19 protein-coding genes are annotated in these 23,831 nt (G+C 67.4%); 9 read left to right on the plus strand and 10 right to left on the minus strand.

Annotated features, from left to right (window positions below; all coding sequences use genetic code 11):
- Positions 1-88: 88 nt before the first annotated feature.
- Positions 89-1,498 (minus strand): aminotransferase-like domain-containing protein, encoded by a 1,410-nt coding sequence (locus tag ACZYSP_RS19055; RefSeq protein ID WP_093056784.1) that lies wholly within the window; start codon positions 1,496-1,498, stop codon positions 89-91.
- A gap of 170 nt (positions 1,499-1,668) precedes the next feature.
- Here ACZYSP_RS19055 and gabT point away from each other — a divergent pair, with 170 nt between their 5' ends.
- The 7 genes from gabT to ACZYSP_RS19090 all read left to right on the plus strand — a co-directional run bounded on the left by gabT (position 1,669) and on the right by ACZYSP_RS19090 (position 9,829).
- Positions 1,669-2,961 (plus strand): 4-aminobutyrate--2-oxoglutarate transaminase, encoded by a 1,293-nt coding sequence (gene gabT, locus ACZYSP_RS19060; RefSeq protein ID WP_093078373.1) that lies wholly within the window; start codon positions 1,669-1,671, stop codon positions 2,959-2,961.
- A 30-nt stretch (positions 2,962-2,991) separates the two neighbouring features.
- Complete coding sequence (locus tag ACZYSP_RS19065; protein WP_093078372.1) at positions 2,992-4,095, plus strand: ABC transporter ATP-binding protein; 1,104 nt, start codon at positions 2,992-2,994, stop codon at positions 4,093-4,095.
- A gap of 61 nt (positions 4,096-4,156) precedes the next feature.
- Positions 4,157-5,185, plus strand: coding sequence for an ABC transporter substrate-binding protein (locus ACZYSP_RS19070; RefSeq protein ID WP_093056723.1), 1,029 nt, complete (start codon positions 4,157-4,159; stop codon positions 5,183-5,185).
- Between the two features lie 30 nt (positions 5,186-5,215).
- The gene (locus ACZYSP_RS19075) at positions 5,216-6,472 is read left to right on the plus strand and encodes an ABC transporter permease (RefSeq protein WP_489015900.1); all 1,257 of its coding nucleotides are present in this window, start codon (positions 5,216-5,218) and stop codon (positions 6,470-6,472) included.
- 34 nt (positions 6,473-6,506) lie between these two features.
- Entirely contained in the window at positions 6,507-7,325 is an 819-nt protein-coding gene (locus ACZYSP_RS19080) for an ABC transporter permease (RefSeq protein ID WP_093056725.1), read from the plus strand.
- Positions 7,326-7,340: 15 nt separating this feature from the next.
- On the plus strand, positions 7,341-8,300 hold the full coding sequence (gene speB, locus ACZYSP_RS19085; RefSeq protein ID WP_093078370.1) for an agmatinase: 960 nt from the start codon (positions 7,341-7,343) through the stop codon (positions 8,298-8,300).
- 50 nt (positions 8,301-8,350) lie between these two features.
- Positions 8,351-9,829, plus strand: coding sequence for an NAD-dependent succinate-semialdehyde dehydrogenase (locus ACZYSP_RS19090; RefSeq protein ID WP_093078368.1), 1,479 nt, complete (start codon positions 8,351-8,353; stop codon positions 9,827-9,829).
- Between the two features lie 39 nt (positions 9,830-9,868).
- On the opposite strand, the gene uvrA is transcribed toward ACZYSP_RS19090, so the two are convergent.
- Entirely contained in the window at positions 9,869-15,619 is a 5,751-nt protein-coding gene (uvrA, locus tag ACZYSP_RS19095; protein ID WP_489015903.1) for an excinuclease ABC subunit UvrA, read from the minus strand.
- 186 nt (positions 15,620-15,805) lie between these two features.
- Here uvrA and ACZYSP_RS19100 point away from each other — a divergent pair, with 186 nt between their 5' ends.
- Entirely contained in the window at positions 15,806-16,918 is a 1,113-nt protein-coding gene (locus tag ACZYSP_RS19100; protein ID WP_093078365.1) for an ABC transporter substrate-binding protein, read from the plus strand.
- Between the two features lie 185 nt (positions 16,919-17,103).
- Positions 17,104-18,216: an ABC transporter substrate-binding protein gene (locus tag ACZYSP_RS19105; protein WP_093056730.1), complete on the plus strand. Its 1,113-nt coding sequence runs from the start codon at positions 17,104-17,106 to the stop codon at positions 18,214-18,216.
- 9 nt (positions 18,217-18,225) lie between these two features.
- Here the strand turns inward: ACZYSP_RS19105 and ACZYSP_RS19110 are convergent, their stop codons facing one another.
- The 8 genes from ACZYSP_RS19110 to ACZYSP_RS19145 form a co-directional block, all read right to left on the minus strand.
- Positions 18,226-18,375 (minus strand): hypothetical protein, encoded by a 150-nt coding sequence (locus ACZYSP_RS19110; RefSeq protein ID WP_019656389.1) that lies wholly within the window; start codon positions 18,373-18,375, stop codon positions 18,226-18,228.
- A gap of 120 nt (positions 18,376-18,495) precedes the next feature.
- Complete coding sequence (locus ACZYSP_RS19115) at positions 18,496-20,190, minus strand: MFS transporter (protein ID WP_093056731.1); 1,695 nt, start codon at positions 20,188-20,190, stop codon at positions 18,496-18,498.
- Between the two features lie 172 nt (positions 20,191-20,362).
- Complete coding sequence (locus ACZYSP_RS19120; protein WP_093078364.1) at positions 20,363-21,019, minus strand: 2-hydroxychromene-2-carboxylate isomerase; 657 nt, start codon at positions 21,017-21,019, stop codon at positions 20,363-20,365.
- On the minus strand, positions 21,016-21,282 hold the full coding sequence (locus ACZYSP_RS19125; protein ID WP_258352773.1) for a DUF1289 domain-containing protein: 267 nt from the start codon (positions 21,280-21,282) through the stop codon (positions 21,016-21,018). Before ACZYSP_RS19125 ends, ACZYSP_RS19120 begins: the two co-directional genes overlap by 4 nt.
- Positions 21,279-21,767 carry a YbaK/EbsC family protein gene (locus tag ACZYSP_RS19130; protein ID WP_093056785.1) on the minus strand — a complete coding sequence of 163 codons (489 nt, stop codon included), beginning with the start codon at positions 21,765-21,767 and terminating at the stop codon, positions 21,279-21,281. The genes ACZYSP_RS19125 and ACZYSP_RS19130 overlap by 4 nt, the downstream gene beginning before the upstream one ends.
- A 65-nt stretch (positions 21,768-21,832) precedes the next feature.
- Entirely contained in the window at positions 21,833-22,471 is a 639-nt protein-coding gene (rhtB, locus tag ACZYSP_RS19135; RefSeq protein WP_093056734.1) for a homoserine/homoserine lactone efflux protein, read from the minus strand.
- A gap of 3 nt (positions 22,472-22,474) precedes the next feature.
- On the minus strand, positions 22,475-23,395 hold the full coding sequence (locus ACZYSP_RS19140) for a hydroxymethylglutaryl-CoA lyase (RefSeq protein WP_489015908.1): 921 nt from the start codon (positions 23,393-23,395) through the stop codon (positions 22,475-22,477).
- A 138-nt stretch (positions 23,396-23,533) separates the two neighbouring features.
- Positions 23,534-23,827, minus strand: coding sequence for an acylphosphatase (locus ACZYSP_RS19145; protein WP_489015910.1), 294 nt, complete (start codon positions 23,825-23,827; stop codon positions 23,534-23,536).
- Positions 23,828-23,831 lie beyond the last annotated feature (4 nt).

Raw genomic sequence — 23,831 nt, forward strand, 5'->3', positions numbered from 1 at the left:
ATGGCTGATTCAGGATGCGCCTGCGCCAAGGGTTCGAGCCATTGTGCGCCTGCTTGCTGGCCTTTGCGAGCCCCGGCCCTGCCAACCGTCAGTCGTGCCTGTGCTCTTCGATGTTGCGCTCAAGAAAGCGCCACAGCCGCTCGTCTTCGCTGAAGGCCACGTTGAATCGGAGCCAGCCGGTGGGATGCGGGTTGACCAGGAACAGCTGGCCCGGGCCGAGCATGATGCCTTCCGCCGCGGCGCGCCGCGAGAGCTCGGCGCTGTCGGCAATGTCCGGGTGCCGGGCCCACAGGTACATGCCGGCCGCGGCTTCATGGAACAGCTCGAAGCCAAGCCCGTCCAGCCGCCTCGCGACACTGCCTTGCGCCTGCGCGAGCCTGTCGCGCAGGGCTTTGAGATGCTTGCGCCAGCGGCCGTCGGTCACGGTGCCGAAGGCCAGGCGCTCGGTGATGTCGGACGAGGTGAGGCCCGAAACCATCTTGAGCTGCGCCAGCTCTTCGAGCAGCTCCGGCTGGGCGACCACATAGCCGACGCGGATGTTCGGCGAGATGGTCTTCGAGTAGCTGCCCACGTAGACCACGCGGCGCAGTTGCCCCAGGCTGGCGAGCGAGGGGCGCATCGATGCGTCCATCTCGGCGTAGATGTCGTTCTCTACCAGCGTGAAATCGTGCGTCTGGGCCAGCTGGAGCAGTTGCACCAGTTGCGGCAGCGAAGCCATCGAGCAGGTCGGGCTCTGCAGCCGGGGCTGGGTGAAGAAGGCCTTGGGCCGGTGCACCGCGAGCAGCGCCTCGAGCGCGGGCATGTCGTAGCCCGTCGGGGTGCGCGGCACGCCGATGATCTCCACGCCCAGGAAGCGCAGCATGAACATCAGGTTCGGATAACCCGGGTCGTCCACCAGCACCGAATCGCCCGGCTTCAGCAGGCGGCGCGCGACCAGGTCCAGCGCCTGGCTGGAACCCTGGGTCAGCAGGACCTGCGCAGCCTCGACCACGATCTGCTGCTCCGACAGCGCCTCGGCCGTTGCCATGCGCAGCGCCATGTGGCCGAAGGGCAGGCCGTAGCCGCCGATGTCGGTGCCTTCGGAGGCCAGGTGGCGCAGGCTGCGGCGCATGCCGTCCTCGAACAGCCAGTCGTGCGGCAGCCAGCCGCAGCCGGGCTTGAGCGGGAGGTTGCGGTTCTCGAAGATCTGCTGCAGATACCAGCGGGCGTCGAAGCGGGGGTCCGGGCGGGGCACGCTGGCCGCACCGGCGGCGCTGTCTTCGCTGCGCCGCTTGACGAAGAAGCCCGCGTTGGCGCGCGAGACCAGCAGGCCCTGCGCCACCAGCCGGTCGTAGGCCTCGACCACCGTGAAGACACTGACGCCGTGGGCCGCGGCAAAGGCGCGGATCGACGGCAGCTTGCTGTCGGCCTTGAGCTTCTGGGCGCCTATCAGTCCGCGCAGCCCTTCCACGATCTGGCTTACCAGCGGCGTCGGCTGTTCGGGGCGAAGAATGAGCATCGGGGGTGTCTCCGGCAGTCCGGCCTGCACCATATTGAGGAAAGTATGTACAGGATACAAGACCAGTACAGTCTTCCGGGCGATCACTTCCGGTGTACATGGCTGGATCGAATCGCGCGACCTAGAGTGCCGGGATTCCTTCTTCACAGCACCAAAGCACAGGTCGTACCATGCAACGCGAACCCCACCTCAGCAACGCCGCCCTCATGGCCCGCCGCAATGCGGCCGTCGCCCGCGGCGTCGGCCAGGCCCATGAAATCTTCGTCAGCCGGGCCGCCAACGCCGAACTGTGGGACGTCGAGGGCCGCCGCTACATCGACTTCGCCGGCGGCATCGCGGTGCTCAACACCGGCCACTGCCATCCGGAGATCAGCGCCGCCGTCAAGGCGCAGGTAGATCTTTATTCGCACACCTGCTTCCAGGTGGTGGCCTACGAGCCCTATGTGGAGCTGGCCGAGCGCCTGAATGCACTGGCACCGGGCGCGTTCGCGAAGAAGTCGATCTTCCTGAGCACCGGCGCCGAGGCGGTGGAGAACGCCGTCAAGATCGCCCGCGCCCACACCCGGCGCCCCGGCGTCATTGCCTTCACCGGCGGCTACCACGGCCGCACGATGATGACGCTCGGCCTCACCGGCAAGGTGGCCCCGTACAAGATCGGCTTCGGCCCGTTCCCGGGCGAGGTGTTCCATGCGCTGTACCCGAATGCGCTGCACGGCGTGAGCGTGGACGATGCACTGCATTCGGTCGAGCTGCTGTTCAAGAACGACATCGAGCCCGAGCGCGTGGCGGCCTTCATCCTGGAGCCGGTGCAGGGCGAGGGCGGCTTCTACGTGGCGCCCAACGACTTCGTCGAAGGCCTGCGCGCGCTGGCGGACCGCCACGGCATCCTGATCATTGCCGACGAGGTGCAGACCGGCGCGGGCCGCACCGGCACCTGGTTCGCCAGCGAGCAGTGGCCCGTGGCGCCCGACCTGATCACCACCGCCAAGTCGATGGCGGGCGGCTTCCCCATCTCCGGCGTGGTGGGCCGCGCCGAGGTAATGGACGCCCCCGCGCCCGGCGGCCTGGGCGGCACCTATGCCGGCAGCCCCATCGGCTGCGCCGCGGCGCTCGCGGTGCTGAAAGTGTTCGACGACGAGCAACTGCTGGCGCGCAGCCGGGCGCTGGGCGAGCGGCTCACGGCCGGCCTGCGCCGCATCGCGGCCGATGTGCCTGCCATCGGCGACGTGCGCGGGCTCGGCGCCATGGTGGCCGTCGAGCTGTTCGAGCAGGGCGACACGTCGCACCCCGATGCCGCGCTGACCCGCAAGGTGGTCGCGGAGGCGGCGCGGCGCGGGTTAATCCTGCTGTCATGCGGCACCTACGGCAATGTAATTCGCGTACTGGTGCCGCTCACGGCATCCGACTTGCTTGTGGACGAAGGCCTGGCGCTTCTCGCGGACAGCTTCGCCGCACTGCGCTGATCGACAGATCCTTTCCTTAATTCCTCCTCCATGACAGCAGAACCCTTGGTGCGCTTCCAGCGCGTCCAGAAAACCTACGACGGCGAACACCTGGTGGTGCGCCAGCTCGATCTGGACATTCACCGTGGCGAGTTCCTGAGCCTGCTCGGGCCTTCGGGGTCGGGCAAGACCACCACGCTGATGATGCTGGCGGGCTTCGAATCGCCGACCTCGGGCGAGATCCTGCTCGACGGCAAGCAGATCACCGGCACGCCGCCGCACAAGCGGAACTTCGGCATGGTCTTCCAGAACTACGCGCTGTTTCCGCACCTGAGCGTGGGCCAGAACGTGGCCTATCCGCTCACCGTGCGCAAGGTGCCCAAGGACGAGCAGCAGCGCCGCGTGCAGCGCGCGCTCGACATGGTGCAGCTGCGCGGCATGACCGACCGCCTGCCCGGCCAGCTCTCGGGCGGCCAGCAGCAGCGCGTGGCGCTGGCGCGCGCGCTGGTGTTCGAGCCCCAGCTGGTGCTGATGGACGAGCCGCTCGGCGCGCTCGACAAGCAGCTGCGCGAGCACATGCAGATCGAGCTCAAGGACCTGCACCGCCAGCTGGGCGTGACCTTCGTCTACGTGACGCACGACCAGGGCGAGGCGCTCACCATGAGCGACCGCGTGGCGGTGTTCAACGAAGGCGTGATCCAGCAGCTGGACACGGTCGACCGGCTGTACGAGACGCCTTCCAACCGCTTCGTGGCCGGCTTTGTCGGCGACAACACGGTGCTCAAGGGCCAGCTGGGCCAACAGGGCCGCAGTGGCGAGCATGCAGAAATGAAGCTGCCCGACGGCCGCGTGCTGCACGGGCTCAACGTCAGCGGCGCTGCCGCGGGCGCGACCGTCGAGGCCTGCATCCGCCCCGAGCGGGTGGTGCTGCACCGCAGTCCGCCCGCGCCGCGCGCCAACATGCTCGCCGCCCAGGTGGCGCGCGTCATCTACTTCGGCGACCACCTGCGGCTGCTGTGCAGCGTCGGCGGCGACCAGGCCGAAGCCACCGTGAAGCTGCCGCTGAACGGCCTCGAAGGTGCCGCCGCGCCGCAGGCCGGCGAAGCGGTGGTGCTCGAATTTCCGACGGCGCATGCGCGCATCTATGCCTCCTGAATCCGGCTTGTTGTTCCCTCGTTTCCTTTCTTTGCTTTCATCACCCAGGAAGACTTCCACCATGAAAAAGACTCTCCTCGCCTGCACCGTCGCCGCCAGCTTCGCACTGCCGGCCTTTGCCCAGCAGCAGCTCACCGTGGTCAACTTCGGCGGCGCCAACGCCAATGCGCAGAAGAAGGCCTACTACGAGCCCTTCGAGAAGACCGGCACCAAGATCATTCCGGTCGAATACAACGGCGAGCAGGCCAAGATCAAGGCCATGGTCGAGACGAAGAAGGTCACCTGGGACGTGGTCGAGGTCGAGTCGCCCGACGCGGCACGCGGCTGCGACGAGGGCCTGTTCGAGAAGCTCGACTATTCCAAGATCGGCAGCAAGGCCGACTTCCTGCCGGCCGCCGTCACCGACTGCGGCGTGGGCCTCTTCGTGTGGTCGACCGTGATGGCCTACAACGGCGAGAAGCTCAAGACCGCGCCCAGCAGCTGGGCCGATTTCTGGGACGTGAAGAAGATCCCCGGCAAGCGCGGCATGCGCAAGGGCGCGCGCTACAACCTCGAGTTCGCGCTCATGGCCGACGGCGTGAAGCCGGCCGATGTCTACAAGGTGCTCGGCACCAAGGAAGGCGCCGACCGCGCATTCAAGAAGCTCACCGAACTCAAGCCGAACATCCAGTGGTGGGAGGCCGGCGCGCAGCCGCCGCAGTTCCTGGTGGCCGGCGACGTGGTGCTGACCACCGTCTACAACGGCCGCATCGACGCGGCCAACCGCGAAGGGCGCGACCTCAAGATCTACTGGCCGGGCGGCATCTACGACCTCGACTACCTGGTGATCCCGAAGGGCGCACCGAACAAGGAAGCCTCGCTGAAGTACATCCAGTTCGCGATGCAACCGGCCAACCAGGCGGTCTATGCCCAGAACATCGCCTACGGCCCCACCAACACCAAGGCGCTGACTTCGCTGAGCAGCAAGGTGCTGGCCGACCTGCCGACCTCGTCGACCAACGCCAAGGATGCGCTGCAGTTCAACGTCGGCTTCTGGGCCGACCAGGGCGAGGCGCTCGAGAAGCGCTTCGCATCCTGGGCCACGCAGTAAACGGGCAAACGAGCGAGCGCGAAAGAGTCCATGCACGCGGCAACGTCTGTCCCCCTGGTTCCAGCAGAAGCGCCGCCCGGCGAACTGCGGCGTGCGCTGGCGCGCGCCGAAGCCCGCCGAAAGTGGCGCGCGTTTGCGCTCACGGTGCCGCTGCTGGTGTTTCTGCTGCTGACGCTGCTGGTGCCCATCGTGGCGCTGCTGCAGCGTGCGGTAGAAAACCCCGAGGTGGCCAACGCGCTGCCGCGCACCGTACGTGCGCTCGACGGCTGGAACCGCAAGGAGGCGCCCGCGCCGGCGGCCTTTGCAGCCATCGCGGCCGATCTCGCCCAGCTGCCCGACAGCTCCGACGCCGGCGCCCTGGCGCGCCGCCTCAACACCGAGATCGCCGGCGCCCGCTCGCTGGTGATGGGCACCTTCCGTGCGCTGCCGATCGCCGGCACGCCGGAAGAGGTCAAGGCGCGCATGCTGGAGCTCGACCCGCGCTGGGGCGAGGCGCCGTACTGGCAGGCGATTGCCAAGAACGGCTCGCGCTGGACGCCCGACTACCTGCTCGCCTCGGTCGACCTGCGGCGCGACGTGGCCGGCGAGGTCGAGCGCATGCCCGCCGACCAGCGCGCCTTTGCCGGCATCCTGCTGCGCACCTTCCAGATCAGCGCCGTCGTCACCTTCTTCTGCCTGCTGCTGGCCTATCCGCTGGCCTGGTGGCTGTCGACGCTGCCGGCGCGCAAGGCCAACGTGCTGATGATCCTGGTGCTGGTGCCGTTCTGGACTTCCATCCTGGTGCGCGTGGCGGCGTGGATCGTGCTGCTGCAGTCCGAGGGGCTGGTCAACCGGGGCCTCATGGGCATCGGCCTGATCGACCATCCGCTGGCGCTGCTGTTCAACCGCACCGGCGTGATCATCGCGATGGTGCACATCCTGCTGCCCTTCATGATCCTGCCGCTGTACAGCGTCATGAAGAGCGTGCCGCCCACCTACCTGCGCGCAGCCGTCTCGCTGGGCAGTTCGCCGCTGGCGGCCTTCTTCCGCGTGTACGTGCCGCAGACCTACCCGGGCATCGGCGCCGGCGCGCTGCTGGTCTTCATCCTGGCGATCGGCTACTACGTGACGCCGGCGCTGCTCGGCGGCGCGGACGACCAGATGCTGAGCTACTACATCGCGCGCTACACCAACGTCGAAATCAACTGGGGCATGGCGTGCGCGCTGGGCTCCGTGCTGCTGGTCGCCACGCTGGTGCTCTATGCCGTGTACCGCCGCATCGGCAAGGCCGAGCTGAGCCTCGGATGAGCCGCACGAAAAGCTGCACGAAAGACAGACAAGCATGTTGAAGCTTCCCCAATTCCCGGCCTATGCCACCTTCGCCGACAAGCTCGGCTGGTGGCTGGTGCGCGGCGGCTGTGTCGCGGTGCTGGCCTTCCTGCTGGCGCCGATCCTGGTGGTGATTCCGCTGTCGTTCTCCGACAGCTCGTTCCTGGCCTACCCGATTCCCGGCTGGTCGCTGCGGTGGTATCGCAACCTCTTCGAATCGCCCGAGTGGGCACGCGCGGCGCGCAACAGTTTCATCGTCGCGCCGGCCGCCACGGTGCTGGCCACCGTGCTGGGCACGCTGGCGGCGGTGGGGTTGTCGCGCACGAGCTTCGCCTTCAAGGGCCTGCTCATGAGCGTGCTGATCTCGCCGATGGTGGTGCCGATCGTGGTGGTGGGCGTCGCCACGTATCTCTACTTCGCGCCCATCGGACTGGCCGACACCTACTTCGGGCTGATCGTGGTGCATGCGGCGCTGGGCGCGCCTTTCGTGCTGACCACCGTGCTGGCCACGCTGGCCGGCTTCAACCAGAACCTGGTGCGCGCATCGCTGAGCCTGGGGGAGACACCGTTCAGGACCTTCATGCGCGTCACGCTGCCGGTGATTGCGCCGGGCGTGATCTCGGGCGCGCTGTTCGCCTTTGCCACCTCGTTCGACGAGGTGGTGGTCACGCTGTTCCTCGCGGGGCCGGACCAAGTCACGCTGCCGCGCCAGATGTTCACGGGCATCCGCGAGAACATCTCGCCCACCATCGCCGCCGTGGCGACGCTGCTGATCATCTTCACCACCACGCTGCTGCTCGCGCTCGAATGGCTGCGCGGCCGGCGGCGTTGAACCCGCACACGCACGATGCCCACCACCACAACACCGAACCAGCCGCTGGGCGGCAACACGATGCCGCGCTTCGCCGGCCCCGGCACGATGATGCGGCTGCCGGCTGCAACGTCTCCGGCAGGGCTGGATGCGGCGTTCATCGGCGTGCCGCTGGACATCGGCACTTCCAACCGGCCGGGCGCGCGCTTCGGGCCGCGCCAGATCCGTGCGGAGTCGGCATTGCTGCGGCCCTACAACATGGCCACCGGCGCGGCGCCTTTCGACAAGCTGAACGTGGCCGACCTGGGCGACGTGCCGATCAACACCTATTCGCTCGAAAAATCGATCGACATCATCTCGGACTTCTACGACACGGTGCTGGCCGCCGGCTGCGCGCCGCTGACGCTGGGCGGCGACCACACCATCGCGTTGCCGATCCTGCGCGCATTGGCGCGCAAGCATGGCCCGGTGGCGCTGGTGCATGTGGATGCGCATGCGGACGTGAACGACGACATGTTCGGCGAGCGCATCGCGCACGGCACACCGTTCCGGCGCGCCGTCGAAGAGGGCCTGCTGGCCTGCGACAAGGTCTGGCAGATCGGCCTGCGCGGCACCGGCTATGCGGCGGACGATTTCGACTGGCCGCGCGAACAGGGCTTCACAGTGGTGCAGGCGCACGAGGTCTGGTACCAGTCGCTGGCGCCGCTGATGGCGCAGGTGCGCGAGCGCATCGGGCCGACGCATCCGGTGTACATCAGCTTCGACATCGACGGCATCGATCCCTCGTTCGCCGGTGGCACCGGCACGCCGGAGATCGGTGGGCTCACCGTGCCGCAAGCGCTGGAGATCGTGCGCGGCTGCCGCGGGCTGAACGTGGTGGGCGCCGACCTGGTAGAGGTCAGCCCGCCGTACGACACGAGCGGAAACACTGCGCTGCTCGGGGCCAATCTGCTTTACGAAATGCTCTGCGTGCTTCCGGGCGTACCTTTCCGCTGACACCGGGTGCTTGCACCGGCTACTCATTTCTTTAGAGACAACACGACACCATGGACACGAAGACATCTCCCCTGGCACTGCTGAACGACCCGACCTTGCTCAAGACCGATGCGCTGATCGCAGGCGAGTGGATTGCGGGCGCGAGCCGCTTCGACGTGAACGACCCGGCCACCGGCCGGAAGCTGGTCGACGTGGCCAACCTCACGCGCACAGACGCCGCGCACGCCATCGCCGCCGCCAACAAGGCGCTCGCCGCCTGGCGCGGCAAGACCGGCAAGGAGCGCAGCATCGTGCTGCGCAAGTGGTTCGACCTGCTGATCGCCAACACCGAAGACCTAGGCCGCCTGATGACCGCCGAGCAGGGCAAGCCTTTTGCCGAGGCCAAGGGCGAGGTCGCCTACGGCGCGAGCTTCATCGAGTGGTTTGCCGAGGAAGCCAAGCGCGTGAACGGCGAGGTGCTGCCGCAGTTCGACAACAACCGCCGCCTGCTGGTGATGAAGCAACCCATTGGCGTGTGCGCGGCGATCACGCCGTGGAATTTTCCGCTGGCCATGATCACCCGCAAGGTGGCGCCGGCACTGGCCGCGGGCTGCACGGTGGTCATCAAGCCGGCCGAACTCACGCCGCTGACCGCGCTGGCCGCAGCGGAGCTGGCCGTGCGGGCCGGCATTCCGGCGGGCGTGCTCAACGTGCTCACGGCCGACAGCCAGAACAGCATCGCGATCGGCAAGGAGCTGTGCGAGAGCGACGTCGTGCGCCACCTAAGCTTCACAGGCTCCACCGAAGTGGGCCGCATCCTGATGAGCCAGTGCGCGCCGACGGTCAAGAAGCTTTCGCTGGAGCTGGGCGGCAACGCGCCTTTTCTGGTGTTCGACGATGCGGATGTGGATTCGGCTGTCGAAGGCGCCATCGCGAGCAAATACCGCAACGCCGGCCAGACCTGCGTGTGCGCGAACCGGCTGTATGTGCAGGAAGGCATCTATGACGCCTTCGTCGAGAAGTTCGCGGCCAAGGTCAGGGCGCTCAAGGTCGGCAACGGCTTCGAGGACGGCGTGACGCAGGGCCCGCTGATCGAGGATGCGGCCATCGACAAGGTGCAGCGCCATGTAGCCGACGCCATCGCCAAGGGCGGCAAGGTGCTGGCGGGCGGCCACAGGATGCAGGGCCAGTTCTTCGAGCCGACCGTGATTGCCGAAGCCACCCCCGACATGCTGTGCGCGCGCGAAGAAACCTTCGGCCCCTTCGCGCCCGTGTTCCGCTTCAAGACCGAGCAGGACGGCATCGACGCGGCAAACAACACCGAGTTCGGCCTCGCGAGCTACTTCTACACACGCGACGTGGGCCGGATCTTTCGCGTGGCGGAAGCGCTGGAATACGGCATGGTCGGCATCAACGCCGGCGTGATCGCCACCGAGCACGTGCCCTTCGGCGGCGTGAAGCAGTCGGGCCTGGGGCGCGAAGGCTCGCACCACGGCATGGACGACTACGTGGAGATCAAGTACCTCTGCCTGGGCGATATCCAGAAATAAGAGGAGGAAGAAGGCGGGGCAAGCCCCGCCCTGCCCTACCTATCGAGCCAGCACCGGCGCCAAGGCCACGCCGGTGTGCGTGCCGAGCCGCACCACCTCTTCCGGCGGCGCCGCCGCGACGATGCGCCCACCGGCGTTGCCGCCCTCGGGCCCGAGGTCGAGGATCCAGTCGGCCTCGGCGATCAGGTCGAGGTCGTGCTCGATCACCACCACGCTGTGGCCGCCGTTCACCAGCCGGTGCAGCACGTGGATCAGCTTCTCGACGTCGGCCATGTGCAGGCCCACGGTCGGCTCATCGAGCACGTACAGCGTGTGCGGCGCCTTCTGGCCGCGACGGGTGATGTCGTCGCGCACCTTGCTCAGCTCGGTCACCAGCTTGATGCGCTGCGCTTCGCCGCCCGACAGCGTGGGCGAGGGTTGCCCCAGCGTGAGGTAGCCGAGCCCCACGTCCTTCAGCAGCTGCAGCGGGTGGGCGATGTTGGGCATGCTGGCGAAGAACTCGACGGCCTCGTCGACTTCCATCTTCAGCACGTCGCCGATGCTCTTGCCGCGCCAGCTCACGGCCAGCGTCTCGGGGTTGAAGCGCGCGCCGTGGCACACCTCGCAGGGCACCTTCACGTCGGGCAGGAAGCTCATCTCGATGGTGCGCACGCCCGCACCGTCGCAACCGGGGCAGCGACCTTCGCCGGTGTTGAAGCTGAAGCGCGCCGGGCCGTAGCCGCGCGCCTTGGCTTCGAGCGTGTCGGCGAAGAGCTTGCGGATGGTGTCCCAGAAGCCGATGTAGGTGGCCGGGCAGCTGCGCGGCGTCTTGCCGATGGGCGTCTGGTCGACTTCGAGCACGCGGTCGATGGTCTCGTAGCCCTCGACCTTGCTGCAGCCGGCCCATGCCGGGCGCTTGCCAGCCGCGTCGGCATCGCGGCCCGCCTTGGTCATGCGCTGCACCACGATGCCATGCACGTTGGCCAGCAGCACGTCGCGCGCGAGCGTCGACTTGCCCGAGCCGCTGACGCCCGTGACCACCACCAGGCGGTGCAGCGGCAGCGTGGCGGTCACGTCCTGCAGGTTGTGCAGGTCGGCGCCGTGCACGGTGAGCCATTCGCCGTTGTCCGTGGCCTTGGGGTTGGGCGAAGGCACGAGGCGGCGCGCCTGCAGCGGGTGCTTGATGGCATCGCGCAGGTAGCGGCCGGTCTGCGAATCGCCGGCGTTCTGGATGTCGGCCACCGAGCCCTCGGCCACCAGCCGGCCGCCACGCTTGCCCGCGCTCGGGCCGATGTCGATGATGTGGTCGGCGCGGCGGATTGTGTCTTCGTCGTGCTCCACCACCACCAGCGTGTTGCCCTTGTCGCCGAGCTTGTGCAGCGCGTCGAGCAGGATCTGGTTGTCGCGCGCGTGCAGGCCGATGGTCGGCTCGTCGAGCACGTAGCACACGCCCTGCAGGTTGCTGCCGAGCTGCGCCGCCAGGCGGATGCGCTGCGCCTCGCCGCCTGAAAGCGTGGGCGCGCCACGGTCGAGCGTGAGGTAGCCCAGGCCCACTTCTTCGAGGAATTCGAGCCGGCTCTTGATCTCGGGCACGAGATCGCGCGCGATCTCCGCTTCGCGGCCCGTGAGCGTCAGCCCCTCGAACCACTGGCGCACCTCGGTCACGCTCATGCGCGCGAGTTCGGTGATGCCGATGCCGCCCGAGCCGTCGGCCGCGGTGCCGAACCCCACGGCGCGGGCCGTGGCGTTCAGGCGCGTGCCTTCGCAGGTCGGGCAGACCACGTCGGCCAGGTCCTCGACCTCGGGTTCTGCAAAGGTCTGCTCGCGGCCCTTGTTGTCGTCGGCCAGCACGGAGTCGTCGAACACCTTGCGCTGGTCCTTGCTGAGCTTGACGCCCGTGCCCACGCAATCGGGGCACCAGCCGTGCTTGCTGTTGTAGCTGAACAGGCGCGGGTCGAGCTCGGCGTAGCTGGTGCTGCACACCGGGCAGGCGCGCAGCGTGGAGAACACGTTCACGCGGCCGATGCCGGCGGCGGACACGCCCGCCATCATCGCGGCACGCAGGCCGTCAAGCTGGCTCAGCACGTGCACCACGCCCTTGCCGTGTTCGAGCGCCTTGGTCAGCGCCTCGCGCAACTCGGTCTCCTTCGATGGCAGCACGTCGAGGCTGGCCACGGGCAGCTCGATGCTGTGCTCCTTGAAGCGGTCGATGCGCGGGAAGCCGGCGGTCGGCAGGAAGTCGCCGTCCACGCGCAGGTGCGTGAAGCCGCGCGGGCGCGCCCAGTCGGCCAGCTCGGTGTACACGCCCTTGCGGTTGCTCACCAGCGGCGCGAGCAGGCCGATGTGCTGGCCCTTGAAGTTGCGCATCAGCTGCGCGGCGATGCTGTCGGGCGTCTGCGGCTGCACGGCAGCGCCGTCGTGAATGCAGTGCTGGATGCCCAGCTTCACGTACAGCAGCCGCAGGAAGTGCCACACCTCGGTGGTGGTGCCCACCGTGCTCTTGCGGCCGCCGCGCGACAGGCGCTGCTCGATGGCCACGGTCGGCGGAATGCCGTACACCGCGTCCACCTCGGGCCTGCCTGCCGGCTGCACGATGCTGCGCGCATAGGCGTTGAGCGATTCGAGGTACCGGCGCTGCCCTTCGTTGAAAAGAATGTCGAAGGCCAGCGTCGACTTGCCCGAGCCGCTCACGCCGGTCACCACGCTGAATTTGCCGCGCGGAATGTCGACGCTGAGGTTCTTCAGGTTGTGCTCGCGCGCGTTGACGATCTCGATCGCGTTGCTGCCCGGCGCCGTCTTCGCATTGGCGATGTAGCGGCGCGCGGCGCGCTCGGCCACCTTGTAGGCGTCGGGGCCGATGGCCAATTCATAGTCGGCCAGCGCGGCGCCGGTGAGCGAAGCGCGGTTCTCGCGCAGCTGCTCCGGCGTGCCTTCTGCCACCACCTGGCCACCGCCCTCGCCGCCTTCGGGGCCGAGGTCGATGAGCCAGTCGCTCGCGCGGATCACGTCGAGGTTGTGCTCGATGACGATCAGCGAATGGCCGGCGTCGAGCAGCTTGCGCAGCGCGCGCATCAGCCGCGCGATGTCGTCGAAGTGCAGGCCGGTGGTCGGCTCGTCGAACAGGAAGAGCGTGCCCTTGCGCGCCACCGACTGCTTGCTCGAGGTCGCGCTCTTGGCGGCCTCGGCCAGGAAACCCGCGAGCTTCAGGCGCTGCGCCTCGCCGCCGCTCAGCGTGGGCACGGGCTGGCCGAGCTTGACGTAGTCCAGGCCCACGTCGGAAATCGGCTGCAGCACGCGCAGCACATCGCGGTCGGCCTCGAACACGGTGGCTGCTTCGGCCACTGTGAGGTCGAGCACGTCGGCCACGTTGTAGCTCTTGCCCTTGCGCTCCACGCGCACTTCGAGGATTTCGGGGCGGTAGCGCTTGCCGTCGCAATCGGGGCAGCGAAGGTACACGTCGGACAGGAACTGCATCTCGACGTGCTCGAAACCCGAGCCGCCGCAGGTCGGGCAGCGCCCGTCGCCGGAGTTGAAGCTGAACTTGCTCGCGGTGTAGCCGCGCTGGCGCGACAGCGCCGCGGTGGCGAAGATCTCGCGGATGGCGTCCCACGCGCCCACGTAGCTCGCGGGGTTGGAACGCGCTGTCTTGCCGATGGGCGACTGGTCGACGAACACCACGTCGCCCAGGTGGTCGGCGCCGAGCATGCGGTCGTGCGCACCGGGCGTTTCGGTGGCCTTGCCGAAGTGACGCATCAGCGCGGGCGCCAGCACGTCCTGTATCAGCGTGGACTTGCCCGAGCCGCTGACGCCGGTAACGCACACCAGGCGCGCCAGCGGGAACTCGACCGCGATGTTCTTCAGGTTGTGCTCGCGCACGCCTTCGAGGATGAGCCGGTGCGTGTTCTCGCTCACGAGCCGCTTGAAGCCCATGCCGATCTTCTTGCGCCCGCCCAGGTACTGGCCGGTGAGCGTGTCGGCGTCGCGCAGCTGGTCGGTGGTGCCGTCGAACACGATCTGCCCGCCGCGCGCGCCGGGGCCGGGGCCCATGTCGATCACGCGGTCGGCGGCGAGCATCACGGCCGGGTCGTGCTCGACCACCACCAGCGTGTTGCCGGCGTCGCGCAGGCGCAGCATGGCCTCGGTGATGCGGTTCATGTCGCGCGGGTGCAGGCCGATGCTGGGCTCGTCGAGCACGAAGAGCGTATTGACCAGCGAGGTGCCGAGCGCCGTCGTGAGGTTGATGCGCTGCACTTCGCCGCCGCTCAGCGTGCGGCTCTGGCGGTCGAGCGTGAGGTAGCCGATGCCGACGTCGTGCAGGTAGCGCAGGCGCGTGGTGATTTCTTCGAACAGCAGCTTCAGCGCCTGGGTTTCGCCTTCGCTCACCGTGTGGCCGTTGCCGTGATGCTCGACGCGGTCGAAGAGCCTGCGCAGCCGTTCGATGGGCAGCAGCATCAGGTCATGCAGGCACAGGCCCGGCAGGGCTTCGAGCTGCGCGCGCGTCCACTTGGCGCCGGTGGGCATGAAGCGTTTTTCGGGCGGCAGCACGGCGTCGGCGTCTTCCTTGCTGCCGATGCGCCACAGCAGGCTGTCGAGCTTCAGGCGCGCGCCGCTGCAGGTGGGGCACGGCGTGTAGCTGCGGTATTTGGACAAGAGCACGCGTATGTGCATCTTGTAGGCCTTGCTCTCCAGGTAGCCGAAGAAGCGCCGCACGCCGTACCACTGCTTGTTCCAGTTGCCTTCCTTGTAGTTGGGCGTGCCTTCGATCACCCAGTGCTTCTGCTCGTCGGTGAGCTTGTTCCAGGGGGTGTCGCGCGGGATGCCGGCGGTTTCGGCATGGCGCATGAGGTCGTCCTGCGCTTCCTTCCAGGCGGGCGTCTGGATGGTCTTGATGGCGCCGGCGCGCAGCGTGAGCTTGTCGTTCGGAATCACCAGGCCCAGGTCGACGCCGATCACGCGGCCAAAGCCGCGGCAGGTCTCGCAGGCGCCCACGGCCGAGTTGAACGAGAACATCGACGGGATGGGGTCGGCGTAGCGGATGTCGCTCTCGGGGCAGTGCAGGCCGGTGGAGAACTTCCAGACGTCCGTCGGCGCGTTTTCTTCGGCGCCCGTGGCATGCACCGTGACACGCCCGCTGCCGCGCTTGAGCGCCACCTCGATGGCCTCGACCACCCGCGAGCGCTCGGCGCTCGAGGCGCGGAAGCGGTCGGCCACCACGTCGAGCACCTTGCGCGGCCCGGTGGGCGTGGCCACCTCGCGCTCGGCCTGCACGCGCGTGAAGCCGCTGGCCGACAGCCACTGCGTGACTTCCTCGGCCGTGGTGCTCGCGGGCAGCTCGACCGGAAAGGTGACCACGAGGCGCGGATCGCCCGCCGCGGCCGCGCGCTCGACGATCTGCGCGTAGATGCTGTCGGGCGAATCGTGGCGCACCGGCAGCGCGGTTTCGCGGTCGAACAGGTTGGCCGCGCGCGCGAAGAGCAGCTTCAGGTGGTCGTTCAGCTCGGTCATCGTGCCGACCGTGGAGCGCGAGGAGCGCACCGGGTTGGTCTGGTCGATGGCGATGGCGGGCGGCACGCCCTCCACCTTGTCGACGGCCGGCTTGTCCATGCGGTCCAGGAACTGGCGGGCGTAGGCGGAGAAGGTCTCCACGTAGCGCCGCTGGCCTTCGGCGTAGAGGGTGTCGAAAACGAGGCTGGACTTGCCCGAGCCGCTGGGCCCGGTGACCACCGTCATCTCGCCGGTGCGGATGTCGAGGTCGAGGTTCTGGAGGTTGTGCTGGCGCGCGCCGCGAATCCGGATGGAGCCCTGTGTCATGAGTGCCTTGGGGGGTGGGGCAAACATTCTAGGGAGTGCTACATGACGGGTTTGCGCATTGCGTCACAAGGTCGGTGGCCGCGCAGGGGTTTGTCCGGATGGAGTTTCAGACACTTTCAGAAACAAATACGACATTTGTTTTCACATGTTTCCGCGCCAGTTCCTGCATTCCCTCGAAAGACTTCCATGACAAAGACGCGCATGCTTTGCGCCGCCGCCCTGCTGGCCCTCAGCGCCGTGGGTGCGTCGGCCCAGATCCTGATCGGCCAGACCACCGGCGTGACCGGCTCGGTGGCCGCGAGCGTGAACGAGACCATCGGCGGCGCGCAGCTGCTGATCGATTCGGTCAACGCCCAGGGCGGCATCCACGGCGAGAAGATCGAAATACTGCGCATGGACGACGGCTTCGACGTGAAGCGCGCCAGCGAAAACGCTCGCGTGCTGATCGAAGACAAGAAAGTGCTGGCGCTGTTCATGAGCCGCGGCACGCCGCATTCGCAGGCCATCATCCCGTGGCTCGACAAGTACGACGTGGCGCTCATCGGCCCCTCCACCGGCGCGATGGTGCTGCACAAGCCGCTGCAGAAGCACGTGTTCAACGTGCGCGCCACCTACCAGCGCGAGGCCGAGAAGGCCGTGCAGCACCTGCTGACCATCGGCCTCACGCGGATCGCGGTGGTGCACGTGACCGACTCGTTCGGCACGGACGCACTCGAAGGCGCGATGACCGGCTTCGCCAAGGGCAAGGCCAAGCCGGTCGTGACCATTCCGGCCGACCGCGACAAGCCCGACTACAAGGTCATCGTGCCGGCCATCAAGGACGCCAATGCGCAGGCCGTGGTGTGGATCGGCTCGGGCGTTGCCGTGGTCGACGGCATCAAGGCGCTGCGCGCGGGCGGCTCGGCGGCGCAGGTGGTCACGCTGTCGAACAACGCCTCCTCGGGCTTCATCAAGCAGCTGGGCGACGCGAGCAAGGGCGTGATCGTGACGCAGGTGTTCCCGAATGAGCGCTCGCTCGGCCAGCCGATGGTGAAGGAAGCCCAGGCACTCGCACAGGCCAAGGGCCAGGCGGAGCTGTCGCCGGCCATGCTCGAAGGCTTCGCCTCGGCCAAGGTGCTGGTGGAGGCGCTGCGCCGCGCGGGCCCCAAGCCCACGCGCGCGAAGATGGTCGCTGCGCTCGAAGGCCTCAAGGGCTACGACCTGGGCGGCGGGCTTGAAGTGAGCTATTCGCCGCAGGACCACAGCGGCATCGACTTCGCGGACCTTTCGATCATCAGCGACGGGCGCTTCAAGCGCTGAGCCCCGCCCCTCGACTACGCCTTTCGAACCAACGGCCCGCCGGCAAAACCGGCGGGCCGTTGGCCCTGGGCATTCTGCAAACCTTGGTTTGACAGGGTTTCCGCGAACTGGCGGCAAGTGACGTTCAGCAACACATTACACACCTGCTGACAGAAGCACTCCGCTTCGTGGAAAGGCTTTGCTCGATGAAAAAGACGTTCACGTCCTGCGCCGTGGCGCTGCTCCTGGCCATGGCGGCCCCGGGCGCATCGGCCCAGATCCTGATCGGCCAGTCGGCCGACCTTTCGGGGCCGGTGGCGGCCAGCGTCAAGGAAACCATCATGGGCTCGCAACTGGTCATCGACCAGGTCAACGCCCAGGGCGGCATCAACGGCGAGCAGATCGAGGTGATCCGCATGGACGACGGCCTCGACGCCAAGCGCTCGCTGGAGAACACGCGCGTGCTCATCGAAGACAAGAAGGTCGTCGCGCTGCTGCTCAACCGCGGCACGCCCAACACGCTCGCGGTGATTCCGCTGCTCGACAAGTACGGCGTGGCGTTGGTCGGCCCTTCGACGGGTGCGATGGCGCTGCACAAGCCGCTGCAGAAGAACATCTTCAACGTGCGCTCGACCTATCAGCGCGAGGCCGAGAAGGCCGTGCAGCACCTGCAGACCACCGGCATCCAGCGCATCGCCGTGGTGCAGGCCGACGACTCCTTCGGCAAGGACGCGATGGAAGGCGCGAACAAGGGCTTCGAGAAGGCCAACCTGAAGCCGGCCGTGGTCGCGCTGGCCGACCGCAACAAGCCCGACTTCGCGGCGATCGTTCCGCAGCTGACCAAGGCCAACGCGCAGGCGGTGCTGTGGATCGGCTCGGGCACTGCCGTGACCGACGGCATCAAGGCGCTGCGCGCCGCGGGCTCGGCGGCGCAGATCATCACGCTGTCGAACAACGCGGCCTCGGGCTTCATCAAGGAACTGGGCTCGGCGAGTGCCGGCGTGATCATCACGCAGGTGCTGCCCTACGAGCGCTCCTTCGGCCACCCGCTCATCAAGGAAGCGCTGGCGCTGGCCAAGGCCAAGGGCCAGAACGACCTGTCGCCCGCGCTGCTCGAAGGCTTCGTCGCCACCAAGGTGATGGTGGAGGCGCTGCGCCGCACGGGCCCGAAGCCCACGCGCGCAAAGCTCATCGCCACGCTCAACAACTTCCAGTACGACGTGGGCGGCGGGCTCGACGTGAGCTACTCGCCGACGGACCACACGGGCATCGACTTCGTAGACCTGTCGATCGTCAGCGACGGCAAATTCAAAAGATAAGGCGGCGCCTTACTTGGGCGCAGCGGCGGGCGCAGGCTCGTGCGTGGTGGTATCGCCACCGTGCTTCTCGCCCGACATGTCGACCTTGTCGCCGGCCTTGGAGATCACGTACAGAGCAATGGCGGCAAAGATGACGAAGCCGACGACGAGTTTCCACATGGGTGTTGTCTCCTGACGAGGTTGATTGATTCGAGGGGTTCAAGAAAAAAGGCCTCATGCGGTTGGCATGAAGCCTCTTTGTTGAACGGAGGGCATGGCGCCCTCCTGTGCGAGCGACGCTCAGTCGTTCGCGTAGATGTCCACGTTCTTGGTTTCGCGGATGAAGATCGTGCCCACCACCAGCGTGATGCCGGCAATGATGATCGGATACCAAAGCCCGTTGTACATGTTGCCGGTGGAGGCCACGATGGCGAAGGCCGTGGTCGGCAGCAGGCCACCGAACCAGCCGTTGCCGATGTGGTACGGCAGGCTCATCGAGGTGTAGCGGATGCGCGTGGGGAACAGCTCGACCAGCATCGCGGCGATCGGGCCGTAGACCATGGTCACCAGCAACACCAGCCAGAACAGCAGCAGCACCGTCATCACCTTGTTGATCTTGGCGGGGTCGGCCTTGGCCGGGTAGCCCGCAACCTTCAGGTCTTCGGCCACGCCCTTCTTGAAGGCAGCGATTTCCTTGGCGGAGTTTTCGTCGAACTTGGAGTTCGCGACGTTGCCGACCGGCGCCTCGACCGACTTGTCGCCGATCTTCACGATGGCCTTCGAACCCGGCGCGCCGGCCACGTTCTCATAGCTCACCGAGTTCTGCACGAGGTAGCGCTTGGCGATGTCGCACGAGCTGCGGAAGTCGATCTCGCGAGCCACCGGATTGCCCTGGAACGAGCAGGTCGCCGGGTCGGCCGTCACCGTGACGGCGGCCGTGGCCTGTGCGCGGGCCAGGTCGGGGTTGGCGGCTTCGGTCAGCATCTTGAAGACCGGGAAGTAGGTGACCACGGCCAGCAGGCAGCCGGCCATGATGATCGGCTTGCGGCCGATCTTGTCCGACAGCGTACCGAACACCACGAAGAACGGCGTACCGAGCAGCAGCGCGGCGGCGATCATCAGGTTGGCCGTGGTCGCATCGACCTTCAGCTGCGCCGTCAGGAAGAAGAGCGCGTAGAACTGGCCCGAATACCAGACCACCGCCTGGCCTGCCGTGAGGCCGACCAGCGCCAGGATGACGATCTTCAGGTTCTTCCACTCGCCGAACGACTCGGACAGCGGCGCCTTCGAGGTCTTGCCCTCGGCCTTCATCTTCTGGAAGGCCGGCGATTCGCTCAGCGACAGGCGGATCCACACCGAGATGCCCAGCAGCAGGATCGACACCAGGAACGGAATGCGCCAGCCCCAGTCGTTGAACACCGCTTCGCCGAGCCATTCGCGCACGCCCAGGATCACCAGCAGGCTCAGGAACAGGCCGAGCGTTGCCGTGGTCTGGATCCACGAGGTGTAGGCGCCGCGCTTGCCGTGCGGCGAGTGCTCGGCCACGTAAGTGGCGGCACCGCCGTATTCACCGCCGAGCGCCAGGCCCTGCAGCATGCGCAGTGCGATCAGGATCACCGGCGCCGCGACGCCGATGGTCGCGTAGCTGGGCAGCAGGCCGACGATGAAGGTCGACAGGCCCATGATCAGGATCGTGACCAGGAAGGTGTACTTGCGCCCGATCATGTCGCCCAGGCGGCCGAACACGATGGCGCCGAACGGACGCACCAGGAAGCCGGCGGCGAACGCCAGCAGCGCGAAGATGAAGGCCGCGCCCGCATCCAGGCCACTGAAGAACTGCTTCGCGATGATCGCGGCCAGCGAACCGTAGAGGTAGAAGTCGTACCACTCGAACACGGTGCCGAGCGAGGAGGCGAAGATGACTTTCTTCTCCTCCGCTGACATGGGCCGGGGGGCCGGATGCGGCACTCCCCTCGAATCTAGTGTGGCTGCCATTGGTCATCTCCTGTGTATGCGTTCGTTGCGGTTCCCGGCATTCGGGACCGTGAGGCATTCTTGGAGGCGCGACTGACCCGAGCCTTGCGCGAAACTGAACCGACGCTTACGGATTAGGGTGAAACCCGCGCAGCGCGTTTCAGCCTGTAAGAAATTCGGCCCTTACCGGGTTTTACCTAGGTGCCTGGTTCTTGCTGCTGCGCAGCAGGGATGGGCGCTGGTCGGCCAAGGTCCATTGCGGGCCGTCGAACCATGCGTCGCCCATCAGATAGGCACGCAGCATCTGGAGGCCGTCGAAGCCCCAGAACAGGCGGCCATCGACCACATAGGCCGGCGTGCCGAACACGCCGAGCTGCAGGGCCTCGTCGGTGTTCCGCTTGAGCAGGGCCTTGCTCTCGTCGCTGTTCGCTTCGCGCTTCGGCTTCAGCTGCGCGGTGAGCGCAGCAAGGCGCGTGGCGTCGCCAGGCTCTTCACCGCCGCGCCACACGTGGCGGAAGACGGTCTCTGCCACGAGGCGGCTGATGCTGCCGTCGTCACTGGTCGACAGCGCGAGCCGCAGGTGGGCCAGCGGGTTGTAAGGATGCGAGGCCGGCATCTCGATCTCGATGCCGTTCGCATGGCCCAGCCAGAGCACGTGGCGATACGTCCAGCTGCGCTTCGACGGAATCTCTGCCGGGCCGAGTTGCCCGTGCTGCTTGAGCAGCGCGCCCAGCAGCACCGGCTTGTACGCCACGCTGTAGTTCAGGCCTTCGAGCGCCTCGGGCAGGTGTTCGAACGCGAGATGCGCGTAGGGCGAGATGAAGTCGAGATAGAAGTCGATGTGCTTCATGCGTGCCTGTCTCCTGTGTCGGCTGGAGCCCGCCAGATGCCGGCCTTGGCCCGCAACTCTATCGCTCGCCACACATGGCGCCGCGTTTCGTCTTCCATCTTGCTCCAGCCCGCGATCTCGGGAATGGTGCGCAGGCAGCCTTCGCAGAAGCCGCTGAGGCGGTCCATTCGGCACACCGACGAGCACGGCGAGGGCACGTCTTCCACCATGGCCTGCACGGCCACGGCGCGTTCGGCGAGCGTTTCCGCCTCGTCGAAATTCACACCACGTCCGCCACCGGCGCGCCGGTGAGCTTTTCGAGGTCATGCGGGCGCAGCTGGAACACCGCATGCGGATGGCCCGCGGCCGCCCAGATTTCCTCGAAACGGAACAGCTCGCGGTCGATCAGCACCACGGGCTTGGTCACGTGCCCCACGGGCGAGACGCCGCCGATGGTGAAGCCGGTGCGCGCCTTCACGAAATCGGCGTCGGCGCGGCCGGTCTTGCCGACCAGCGCATCGACCTTCTTCTCGTCCACGCGCTTGTCGCCCGAGGTGATGACCAGCACCGCCACTTCGTCGCTCTTGCGGCGGAAGATGATGCTCTTGGCGATCTGCCCCACGGAGATGCCGAGCGCGTCGGCCGCCTGCTGCGCGGTGCGGCAGGCGTCGTCGAGCATGCGTGGCGAATGGGGGTGGCCGGCGTCCTGCAGCACGCGGGAGACGCGCTGGACGCCTTCGGGGAGGGAGTGGAGTTCAGAGCCGCACATGGACATGGATTCGAATCTATCAGGCACCGTGGTGCCGGGGGAATGAGGAAACGGGTCCGCAGCCTCTACGCGCTGCGCTTGAATGCAAACAGGAATGCACCCATCGCCATCAGCACGCCGCCGAAGACGCGGTTCTGCGCACGCCGGGCGCGCACGCTGCGAAGCACGCCCTGCAGCCGCGCGGCCAGCCAGGCGTAACCGTGCATCACAGTCACGTCGACCATCACCGTCGTGGCCAGCAGCACCAGCAGCTGCAGCCACAGCGGCCGCGTCGGCTGGATGAACTGCGGCAGCACGGCCGCCATGAAGACGATGCCCTTGGGGTTGGTCACGTTGGTCAGGAAGCCGCGCAGCACGCGCTGCGGCGCCGTGAGGTCGGGCTCGGAGGCCGCCTCCTGCGCGTTGCCGTCGATCTTCGCAACGGGCGCGCGCCACTGGCGCCAGCCCAGCCACAGAAGGTAGCAAGCGCCGACCACTTTGATGACCGTGAACGCGGTGGCCGAGGCGGTGAGCACCGCGCCCACGCCGAGCCCGGCCACCAGCAGGATCACGGCGAGCCCCAGCTGGAGCCCGACGATGGTCGCCGTGGTGCGCCGCACGCCGTAGCTGAGCCCATGGCTCATGCTGAGCACCGCGCCCGAACCGGGCGACACGGCGATGACGCAACTCGCCACCAGGAATGCGAGCCAGACTTGCAGGTCCATGCTTCAACCCGCCCGCTTGGTGCGGATGGCCTTCGAGGCGCGCGAGTTCGGCTCGCGGCCCAGCGCCTCGCTGATGTACACGCCCGCGTCGATCAGCCTGTCGAGGTCGATGCCGGTCTCGATGCCCATGCCGTGCAGCATGTAGACCACGTCTTCGGTCGCCACGTTGCCTGTCGCGCCTTTGGCGTACGGGCAGCCGCCCAGGCCAGCCGAGGACGATTGGAAGTTCCACACGCCCATCTCGAGCGCCGCCAGCGTGTTGACCAGCGCCTGCCCGTAGGTGTCGTGAAAGTGGCCGGAAATGGCGTCGACATCGAAGTGCGCCAGCGTGGCCTCCATCGCCGCCTGCACCTTGCGCGGCGTGCCCACGCCGATGGTGTCGGCCACGTCCACGCGCTGCACGCCAATGCCCTTCATCAGTTGCGCGAGGTAGGCGACCTTGGCCGGCGCAATCTCGCCTTCATAGGGGCAACCGACCGTGCACGACATGGCACCGCGCACATGGATGCCCTTCTCGCGCGCGGCGGCCACCACGGGCGCGAAGCGCTCGATGCTCTCGGCGATGGAGCAGTTGATGTTCTTCTGGCTGAAGGCCTCGCTGGCGGCGCCGAACACCACGATCTCGTCGGGCCACTCCTCGCGCGGCGCGGCGATGGCGGCCTCGAAGCCTTTCATGTTGGGCGTGAGCACCGAATAGCGCACGCCGGGCTTGCGCCTGATGCCGTGCATCACCTCGGCGTTGTCGGCCATCTGCGGCACCCACTTGGGACTGACGAAGCTGGTGACCTCGATCTCCTTGAGCCCCGCATCCTGCAGGCGGTGCACGAGGCCGATCTTGATTTCGGCGGAGACCGGCTGCTTTTCGTTCTGCAGGCCGTCGCGCGGGCCGACGTCGACGATCTTGACTTTGGTGGGGAGTTTCATGGGATGTCTCTTGTGTCGCGGGAGGATGAGAAACCGCCTTCGATTGTCCGACACATGCAATTGCCCTGCTTGGTACACAAGCCGCGGAAGGTAGCAATGCCCGCCTGCGGGGTTGCAAATGGCGCCAGCCGGCGGGTACTAGGCGGTTTCGCGCTGCTCGAAGCCCTCGGGCACGCCGTGCGTAGCCGCATCGCTCACGTCGACCGCATCCACGCGCGCACCGTCCGGCCCCTGGTGCGCCCAGCGGATCAACGCATCCACCGCCGCAGCCTCGCCAGCCGCGAGCGCCTCCACGCTGCCGTCGCGCCGGTTCCGCACCCAGCCGCGCACGCCGAGCCGCTTCGCCGCCTGCACCATCGACCAGCGGTAACCCACGCCCTGCACGCGGCCGCGGATGCCGAGGTGGCGGGTGACGATGGCGTCGTTGTTCATGGCG

The organism is Variovorax sp. F042 (genome assembly GCF_057814215.1).

Excerpts from the sequence above, each read along its gene's own strand:
- ACZYSP_RS19055 (WP_093056784.1), bottom strand. The coding sequence starts at position 1,498 with ATGCTCATTCTTCGCCCCGAACAGCCGACGCCGCTGGTAAGCCAGATC.
- gabT (WP_093078373.1), top strand. The coding sequence starts at position 1,669 with ATGCAACGCGAACCCCACCTCAGCAACGCCGCCCTCATGGCCCGCCGC.
- ACZYSP_RS19065 (WP_093078372.1), top strand. The coding sequence starts at position 2,992 with ATGACAGCAGAACCCTTGGTGCGCTTCCAGCGCGTCCAGAAAACCTAC.
- ACZYSP_RS19070 (WP_093056723.1), top strand. The coding sequence starts at position 4,157 with ATGAAAAAGACTCTCCTCGCCTGCACCGTCGCCGCCAGCTTCGCACTG.
- ACZYSP_RS19075 (WP_489015900.1), top strand. The coding sequence starts at position 5,216 with ATGCACGCGGCAACGTCTGTCCCCCTGGTTCCAGCAGAAGCGCCGCCC.
- ACZYSP_RS19080 (WP_093056725.1), top strand. The coding sequence starts at position 6,507 with ATGTTGAAGCTTCCCCAATTCCCGGCCTATGCCACCTTCGCCGACAAG.
- speB (WP_093078370.1), top strand. The coding sequence starts at position 7,341 with ATGCCCACCACCACAACACCGAACCAGCCGCTGGGCGGCAACACGATG.
- ACZYSP_RS19090 (WP_093078368.1), top strand. The coding sequence starts at position 8,351 with ATGGACACGAAGACATCTCCCCTGGCACTGCTGAACGACCCGACCTTG.
- uvrA (WP_489015903.1), bottom strand. The coding sequence starts at position 15,619 with ATGACACAGGGCTCCATCCGGATTCGCGGCGCGCGCCAGCACAACCTC.
- ACZYSP_RS19100 (WP_093078365.1), top strand. The coding sequence starts at position 15,806 with ATGACAAAGACGCGCATGCTTTGCGCCGCCGCCCTGCTGGCCCTCAGC.
- ACZYSP_RS19105 (WP_093056730.1), top strand. The coding sequence starts at position 17,104 with ATGAAAAAGACGTTCACGTCCTGCGCCGTGGCGCTGCTCCTGGCCATG.
- ACZYSP_RS19110 (WP_019656389.1), bottom strand. The coding sequence starts at position 18,375 with ATGTGGAAACTCGTCGTCGGCTTCGTCATCTTTGCCGCCATTGCTCTG.
- ACZYSP_RS19115 (WP_093056731.1), bottom strand. The coding sequence starts at position 20,190 with ATGGCAGCCACACTAGATTCGAGGGGAGTGCCGCATCCGGCCCCCCGG.
- ACZYSP_RS19120 (WP_093078364.1), bottom strand. The coding sequence starts at position 21,019 with ATGAAGCACATCGACTTCTATCTCGACTTCATCTCGCCCTACGCGCAT.
- ACZYSP_RS19130 (WP_093056785.1), bottom strand. The coding sequence starts at position 21,767 with ATGTGCGGCTCTGAACTCCACTCCCTCCCCGAAGGCGTCCAGCGCGTC.
- rhtB (WP_093056734.1), bottom strand. The coding sequence starts at position 22,471 with ATGGACCTGCAAGTCTGGCTCGCATTCCTGGTGGCGAGTTGCGTCATC.
- ACZYSP_RS19140 (WP_489015908.1), bottom strand. The coding sequence starts at position 23,395 with ATGAAACTCCCCACCAAAGTCAAGATCGTCGACGTCGGCCCGCGCGAC.
- ACZYSP_RS19145 (WP_489015910.1), bottom strand. The coding sequence starts at position 23,827 with ATGAACAACGACGCCATCGTCACCCGCCACCTCGGCATCCGCGGCCGC.